Here is a 6913-nt window from a genome sequence, read left to right on the forward strand (position 1 = left end):
AAAGCAAAAGATTGCTCTCGGTTTGAAGCAGAAGGACCGCAACCCGTGGGAAAACATCGAAGAGAAGTACCCGGTCAACAGCGATCACAAGGGCGAAGTCGTCAACGTGATGAGCTACGGTGCGTTCGTCAAACTCGAACCCGGCATCGAAGGCTTGGTGCACATCAGCGAAATGAGCTGGACCAAGCGAGTCAATCATCCAAGCGAATTGGTCAACATCGGCGACGAAATCGATGTCAAGATCTTGGGTGTCGACCCCGCCGGCCAACAGTTGTCGCTCGGCATGAAGCAAACTCAGAAGAATCCTTGGGACGAAGTGCTCGAGCGTTATCCTGAGGGAACTGATGTCACCGGTAAGGTGCGAAACCTGACCAACTACGGTGCGTTCATCGAGTTGGAAGAAGGCATCGACGGCCTGCTTCACGTCAGCGACATGTCGTGGACTCGCAAGATCGGTCACCCCAGCGAAATGCTCGAGAAGGGCCAAGAGATCGCTTGCCGCGTCTTGAGCGTCGACGAAGAGCGTCGCCGTATCGCCCTGGGACTGAAGCAGCTTGATAACGACCCATGGGATGGCGACATTCCCGACAAGTACCAACCTGGCCAATTGGTCAAGGGCAAGGTCACCAAGATCACCAACTTCGGCGTCTTCATCAGCCTCGAAGACGGACTCGAAGGCCTGTTGCACATCAGCGAATTGGCTGAGCAAAAGGTCGAAGATCCCGAAGAAGTGGTCAAGGTTGGCGACGACATCGAAGTCAAGGTCCTGCGAGTCGATACCGACGAACGCAAGATCGGTCTGTCGCTCAAGCGAGTCGAGTGGGGCGAAGAGCAAGAGCGTGCTGCGGCAGCTGCCGAAGCGGCCGAGAACCAAGTCCCTGCGTCGTCGGTCGAAGGCGAGCTGAAGGGTGGTCTAGGCAGTGCCGGTCCTCTCTTCCCACCAAGCAGCGAAGAGTAAAATCTCAACCGCTTGCGATTCAGTAAAACCGACGGCGGACTTTCGAGTCCGCCGTTTTTTTATGCGCTGCCACTGGCCAATCTTCGTTTGCCAGCCTTCGCGCGCTCAACCTCGAAGAAACAAAAAAAAAAGGCGTTGCCGTTTAACGGCAACGCCTTTTCGTTAGATTCACCATATAAACGACCGAAACTGGCCGTCAATCACGACGTAGCTGATTTCCGCAACGTCAAACTTACTTTGCCGCCGCGAAGCGATCAGCAACGGCGTCCCAATCGACAACGTTCCAGAACGCGGAAATGTAGTCGGGACGGCGGTTTTGGTAGTTCAGGTAGTAAGCATGCTCCCAAACGTCCAATCCGAGGATGGGCGTGCCGCCGATTCCGGCCACCGATTGCCCCATCAACGGGCTGTCTTGATTCGCGGTGCTGCCGATCTTTAGCTCGCCACCTTCGACGTAAAGCCAAGCCCATCCGCTACCGAAACGCGTTGCTGCGGCGTTGCCGAACTGCTCTTTCATCGCATCGAATGAACCGCAGGCCTTGTCAATCGCGGCGGCCAAATCGCCAGAGGGATTGCCACCCTTGTTCGGCCCCATGACGGTCCAGAACAACGAGTGATTTGCGTGTCCGCCACCGTTGTTGCGAACCGCGCCCCGCTTGGCCTCGGGAACAGCGGAGAGATCCGAAATCAAATCTTCGATCGACTTGCTTTCCAAATCGGTACCCGCGATCGCATCGTTCACCTTCGTGATGTAGGCCTGGTGATGCTTGGTGTGATGGATTTCCATCGTCTTCGCGTCGATATGAGGCGTCAGTGCATCGTACGCGTAAGGCAGTGCAGGCAATGTGTAAGCCATGGCCAAATTTGCTCCGTTTTAGGGTCGAAATAATAGACTTCTCGCTACCCTAGAACGATAACGCCCGAGTCAAGCCAGGGAAATAACCCCTTGATTCGATAAACCGAACCACAGCAAATTAGGACACATCCGAATCGGAAAAGATCTCGCCCATCAAATAGCTCTTCAAACTCGAAACAAGCTGGACGACACAAGGTTTCAGTGCCCGATTGCGTCGGTCACGATTTCGGATAGGACGAATCGTGACGTGCACTTTTGTTCCTCCCCAGTTTCGCACCGCTGGAATGACTGAATCACTGCGTTTCTGTTCGCTAAGGGTCAATTGGGCGTTGAGCACAATTTGATGATCCACGCGGCGGCGGCCTCCGGTGGTACAAACCGCGTTGACTTTGATCGACACCTGATTCTCGGTGACATGGATCACCTCGGCGTCGTGATCGGCAATAAAGCCGCGAAGCTTTTCGATTGCCAACGCAGTCGGAACCGGCGTCAGAATATCGAACTCACTGTTCTTTTCAATCTCGCTGGCGTCGAACCAGGCGAACCATCCGCGTTTGGTTGTTTCGGCGGTCTCGTTGGGACGGTTCCCCGAACCAAGCTGAATCACGCGGTTTCGCCCATTGTCTTTCGCCTTCAAGAGAGCACGGTCGGATCGCGCCAGGATCGTTTCAGCGGTGTCGCCAGCCTGATATTCCGTCACCCCAAAACTAGCCGTGACCGCTTCATTGCCAAGACTTGGCAGCGGAGTTCGCTCGAGTGCCGCGCGAATCACTTCGGCGCGTTTGGTGGTGGTCGCGTTGTCGCAATTATTGGCGATCAATAAAAATTCTTCGCCGCCATAACGAGCCACCAAATCGCCGTCACGACTATGGCTCTCTAAGATCTCGGCGAAACGAATCAAGGCTTCATCGCCTGCCGGATGCCCGTGCACGTCATTGACCCGTTTGAAGTGGTCAATGTCGCAGATAATTAAACTGAATGTCGGTCCGCCAGCCTTGGCACGCGAAGTCAACAGCGTTAACTGCTCATCAAAATAGGCTCGGTTCGCAATCCCGGTCAATGGATCGCGAGTGACTTGCTGATGAAGCGAATCGAGCTTTTGAAGCATGTTCGCTTCGTCCGAAACGTCGCGAATCACGATCACCGTCCCCAGACACCCCGGTTCGGGTCCGCTCACCGGCGTCACCTGGACATGCACCGGGGTCGAGATGCCGCCGGGCTGTTCGATGACCATTTTTCGCTGAATTGAACTGGACGAGCGAAGACACTGCGTGACGATACAGGAATCTTGCTGACGCGACGAATCGCTCTCACGCAAGCGAACGGTCTCGTTGCTCCATGCCTTGCCCTGGATCGCATCACACGAGATCCCCGTTAGATGCTGCATGGTGTCATTCCAACGGGTGATCGTCCCCTCGCTGTCGGTGAACACCACACCGTCTTTGAGCTTGCCAACGAGCGAGTTCAAAAACAACTCGTCTTGCCCCGCCCCGCTTACAACGCCCACATGTTTGTGATTGGATCCGGAATTCCAAATGGATAACTCCGAATCGCTTTGCAGTTGCTTGAGCCAGCGATCAACGACAACGCCTTGCATTAGCTCGGGCCGATCTTCGAGCATGCTGCTGAAGTCCAACACCAACTCGGGATCAAATTGAGTGCCACTGCCTTTGGCAAGCTCCTGTATGGCTCGTTCGCGGCTCAGCGCACTGCGGTAAACGTGGTCGGTTGTCATCGCGTCAAATGCATCCGCAATCGCTAACATTCGAGCTCCTAATGGCAACGCATCGCCACGTGGACCATCACCGTGACGACGACCATCAAACCACGAATTCGCATGCAGAACGATATCCAGCAATTCATTGTCGTCCGTACAGCCGCGTAAAATCTCGACCCCCAGACGCGAACAACAATCCATCGTCAATTGCTCTTCAACCGTCAACTTGCCCGGTTTTCTCAACACGCGATCGGGAATCCCAATCTTGCCCAGGTCATGCAGTAGCGATGCAACTTCGATACGGTCTCGCAACGAATCATCGAGCCCTAAGCGGTGTGCCCACGCTGAACAGGATAACGCGACACGCAGCGAATGCGCCGCAGTGGCGACATGTTTTGCCCGCAACGAAAAGAACAGCGAACTGGCGATCCCAAGCCGGACCATCGCTAATTGACTTTCGAACCTGACGTCCGCCGATGGCGCAGCGCGACGCTCCTCGCTCATCGGCGAAGCTTCCTGCAACCTGGCAAGCAACTGCTCGAGCTGCCTATTCTTGTCGGCCAAATTCATCGGCTCGATTGCCATCACCGGAGCAGCGATAGGGTCAACAGATGCTGGTACAGAAAGGGGCTGGTTCATTCGGTGAAACCGTGAGGTCGAGAGAACAATATCGCTGCGAGTTGAAACATAGGTTAGGAAATGACCGTAAGCCAAACAAAATCGATGACTTCCACCTTTCCCAAACCCCGATAAAAGCGAGGAAAAACCACTCCCCCTCGACTGGGAGGCACGAGCCGTGCCGTCGGTACCATGACGAGAACATGCGATGGATGCCCTGCATCACCGGCCACCCGAACACGTTTGCATGTCCCTTCAAGAGCTACGGGATTCCCCCATCAAACCTTTCGGCTTTCGGAATCCAGAAGACCAGTATCCCTGGGCTGCCCTACCCGCGTGGCGTAGAAGTGACATCATTCCGATACCCTACAACGGGCATCACCGCTGCAACCAGCAAAACTTAACGACAATCTTGATCAGGATTCCAAGTTCCTCGGGCGTGAATCCCGCTTGCATCGCACATTACAACGACCCCAACCGCTTCGCCTTTGAACACTCTCGAAGGGCACCGGAGTGGGGTGCTCTGTCCATCCACGGCGTTTCCAACATTGAACGATCTGCAAGCTGTGACATCGACCAAGACCGAAACCCCCGCAAGCTTTGCAGCCGATTCACTTGCGATTGGGATGCTGGTCGTGCTGGGCATGACGATCATTCAACGATCGCTCGGATTTCTCCGAAGTATCTGGTTCTGCCGATTGATGGACGATGCCTTAGTCGGCCAATGGGCGATGGCGTTTGATTTCATCACGATGGCCACGCCGGTGATGCTGTTTGGCATGCCAGGTTCGTTGCCACGGTATGTGGAAACGTATCGCCAACAAGGGCACCTCGGATCACTTGTTCGCCGCTTGTTGATCGCGACACTTGCCTGTGCGGGGGCCTTTCTTGTCGGCTTGATGGTGGCACCCGATTGGTTCGGCTGGCTGATTTTTCTTGAGTCCGACAATAACTCGCTAACCTACAGTGTCGCAGCCGGAGTGCTGGCGATCATTGCCTTTAACTTTGTCCACCAATTGGTTTCTTCGCTGCGACAAGTGCGAGTGGCATCGATGATGCAGTTTGTGCAAAGCGTTGCGTTCACTTTGATCGGGGTGGCGTGGCTGATCAACGGCGGCGGGTTGGCGGGATTGATCCTCAGCTTTGCGATCGCATCGTTGGTCGCGATTTTGCCCGGCGGTTGGACGCTGGCGAAGGGTTGGCGTGGGCTGCCACGCAGCGAATCTCGCTTTGATGCCCCGTCGATGTGGCGACGGTTGTTACCGTATGCGGTGGCGTTGTGGGTGATGAACTTGTTGAGCAATCTGTTCGAGATGTCCGATCGCTACATGATTTTGCACTTCACCGGCGGTGGCGAACAAATGGGACAAGCCGCGGTGGGCCAATACCACAGCGGCCGCATTTTTCCGGTGTTGTTAATGAGTTTGGCAAGCATGATTGCGGGTGTCCTGATGCCCTACCTTGCCGCCGATTGGGAAGCGGGCCGTCGCGAAGCGGTGGTCGATCGGATCCGCAAAATCCTCGCGGCGCTGTCGGTTGTTTTCACGCTCGGTGCTGCGGGAACACTGTGGATCGCCCCTTGGTTGTTTGCCAATTTGCTGCAAAATCGTTACGCGGACGGTTTGGCACTGATGCCGATGGCGTTTGTGTTTTACATCTGGGCATCGCTTGTCATGATCGGCCAAGACTATTTGTGGGTGGCCGAGCGAGGCAAGTGGGTCGGAATCGCGATCGCCGTCGGTTTGACGCTCAATCTGATTCTCAACGCACTGCTGTTGCCACGTCTGGGACTGCAAGGCGCCGTGATTGCCACCTTGTGCGCTCACGGAACCGTGATGTTTGGAATTTGGATCGCGATGGCGTGGTGTGGATTTAAGTTTGATTTGACCATGGTTTCGATTAGCATTTTGCCAGCAAGCTTAATGCTGGGGCCGGCGGTGGCCATCCTCAGCGTTGCGACCGTGATTTTCATTAGCCCGCAAATAAAATCTTGGCTAGGCGAAGGCATGTCACTGATCGCCGCCAAATTCAGTGGTCCGGCAACGCAGTTATCGTAAGCTTGTTTGAATAGGTCCCGCGTCAAGCGAGCCCATCGAATTCACGTGAATCCGCCGCGATTTTCAGCAGACCTGCCACCTCGCTTGAAATCTTGGTAGGCTAGCCGCATGAATTTTCTGAGCCACGCATTGCCCTACTTTGACCAGCCAATGAAGGCAGCCGGAACTGCGGTTCCGGATTGGTTGAGCGTGGTGGACCGTAAAATCCGGGCTCGTCGGCGGCATGCCTTGCTGTGGACCGAGGATGAAGATCCAGACGTCCGCGATGTCGCCCTGGGGATCATTCAACATGTCGACGACGACGAGTGGTTTCACGCCACCCAAGCTTTTGTCGAAACAAACATGACGCTGGCGATCCAGCTTCGTGATCTGTTGCCAGGCGACGCCGGATTTCGGCCCACGTTTGTCGGCCATATTTTGATCGAAATCTTGCTCGATGCCTTCTGGATTCGTGACGATCCCACGACCGTGGATCGCTACTATGGCTTGCTAACGGATCTGTCATCCGAGAAAATCCAGACCTGCGTTAACAAGATCACAGGTAAACCGACCGAGAACCTCGCAAGAGCGATCGATCGTTTTATCGAATTGCGGTTCTTGTACGACTACCTCGACAATGACAAACTCTTGTTCCGGCTCAATCAAGTGATGAGCCGCGTTGGACTTGCGGCTTTACCCCCACAAGTTGGCCAATGGCTCTCGCAAGC

General features: G+C 55.0%; 5 protein-coding genes. 3 read left to right on the forward strand and 2 right to left on the reverse strand.

The annotated features are described in order from the left end of the window. Positions 1-958 (forward strand): S1 RNA-binding domain-containing protein (locus ABX962_RS25595; RefSeq protein ID WP_372723571.1); only part of this gene is annotated, 958 nt, incomplete at its 5' end. 232 nt (positions 959-1190) lie between these two features. On the opposite strand, the gene ABX962_RS25600 is transcribed toward ABX962_RS25595, so the two are convergent. Beyond that, positions 1191-1814 carry a superoxide dismutase gene (locus ABX962_RS25600; protein ID WP_372723573.1) on the reverse strand — a complete coding sequence of 208 codons (624 nt, stop codon included), beginning with the start codon at positions 1812-1814 and terminating at the stop codon, positions 1191-1193. A gap of 118 nt (positions 1815-1932) precedes the next feature. Next, positions 1933-4170, reverse strand: coding sequence for a diguanylate cyclase domain-containing protein (locus ABX962_RS25605; protein ID WP_372723575.1), 2238 nt, complete (start codon positions 4168-4170; stop codon positions 1933-1935). Positions 4171-4697: 527 nt separating this feature from the next. Between ABX962_RS25605 and ABX962_RS25610 the strand changes: the two genes are divergently transcribed. Together ABX962_RS25610 and ABX962_RS25615 are read left to right on the forward strand one after the other, a co-directional pair. Beyond that, a complete protein-coding gene (locus ABX962_RS25610) occupies positions 4698-6206 on the forward strand; it encodes a lipopolysaccharide biosynthesis protein (RefSeq protein ID WP_372723577.1) in 1509 nt (502 codons plus the stop codon). Between the two features lie 108 nt (positions 6207-6314). After that, on the forward strand, positions 6315-6913 hold a 599-nt coding region (locus ABX962_RS25615; RefSeq protein WP_372723579.1), incomplete at its 3' end, for a hypothetical protein.

Origin of the sequence: Novipirellula sp. (assembly GCF_041583735.1) — a bacterium.
In the GTDB taxonomy this organism is placed as follows: Bacteria; Planctomycetota; Planctomycetia; order Pirellulales; family Pirellulaceae; genus Novipirellula.